This window comes from Streptomyces sp. KR55 (genome assembly GCF_052245645.1).
Classification (GTDB): Bacteria; Actinomycetota; Actinomycetes; order Streptomycetales; family Streptomycetaceae; genus Streptomyces; species Streptomyces flavusporus.
The window spans coordinates 1-1,178 of sequence record NZ_JBQQCE010000933.1 but is presented as its reverse complement, the minus strand read 5'-3'; the positions used below and the strand labels follow the sequence as shown (position 1 = coordinate 1,178).

General features: G+C 68.3%; 1 protein-coding gene. It reads left to right on the top strand.

The genetic code is table 11. The features are described 5' to 3' along the window. Nucleotides 1-68: 68 nt before the first annotated feature. Nucleotides 69-1,174, top strand: a protein-coding gene (locus tag ACTWQJ_RS51605) for an IS630 family transposase (RefSeq protein WP_443313238.1) whose coding sequence is annotated in 2 segments (ribosomal slippage) — nt 69-522 and nt 522-1,174 — 1,107 coding nt in all. Because the reading frame shifts where the segments join, the coding sequence is not laid out codon by codon here. Nucleotides 1,175-1,178: the final 4 nt, after the last annotated feature.

The window sequence follows — 1,178 nt, the reverse complement described above, 5'->3', positions numbered from 1 at the left end:
TACTCAGGTTGAACTCGCGGAGTCCGGTGGCCCGTGACGGTTCTTGATCGCTGCGGTACGACGTCGTCATGCGGTACGCGCATGGGGGCGGGCTGACGCCCAAGGAGCAGGAAAAGCGGGAGCGGGTGCGTCTTGAGGCGGCCGAGCGGTTCGCTCGCGGTGAGAAGACCGAGGCCGTCGCGAGGGAGCTTCGGGTGACGTCGCGGTCGGTGCGACGTTGGCGGCGGGAGTGGGAGGAGGGCGGTGCGGACGCCCTGCGCTCGAAGGGGCCGGCCTCGGTGGAACGGCTGAGCCCCAGGCAATGGGAGCGGCTGGAGCGGGAGTTGAAGCGGGGCCCTCTCGCGCACGGCTGGGACGACGAGTTCCAGGGGTGGACCCTGAAGCGGGTCAAGCTGCTGATCGGGCGGATGTTCCACGTCGGGTACACGATCCAGGGCGTGTGGAAGCTGTTGCGGCGGCACGGCTGGTCCGCGCAGGTGCCCCTGCGGCGGGCGATCGAACGCGACGACGAGGCGATCGAGGTGTGGAAGGCCGAGGTGTGGCCGCAGGTAAAAGGACCGCGGCGGACCTGGGCGCCCACATCTGCTTCGAGGACGAGGCAGGTCAAGGGCTGAGGCCGCCGAAGGGACACACCTGGGCACCGCGCGGAGCCCGGCCGGTGGTGCGGGTGCGCGGCCGCAATCGGGGGCGGGTCAACATCGCCGGCGTGGTCTGCTACCGCGCCGGACACCGCTCCCGGTTCTTCTTCAAGCTGCACATCTGGCACGGGCGCCGGGGCGAGCCGAAGGCGTTCTCCTGGCGCCAGTACCGCGACCTGATCGTCATGACCCGCGTGCAGCTCGGCACGCCGGTGGTGTGGTGCTGGGACAACCTGAACGTGCACCTGGTCAAGGAGCTGGCGGACTTCGCCGAGGAGCACAAGGACTGGTTACGCATCTTCCAGATGCCCTCCTACGCACCGGAGTTGAACCCGGCCGAGGGGATCTGGTCGCTCCTCAAGCGGCACCTGGCCGACTTCGCTGCGGCAGACCTTGCCCACCTGACCCGCGTGATCAAGCGGAAGCTGAAGAAGATCCAGTACCGGCCTCACCTGATCGATGGCTGCCTCCCGCCGACTGGCCTGATCATGGACGACGACGCGACCAGGTCATCGGACTCCACGAGTTCAACCTGAGTAA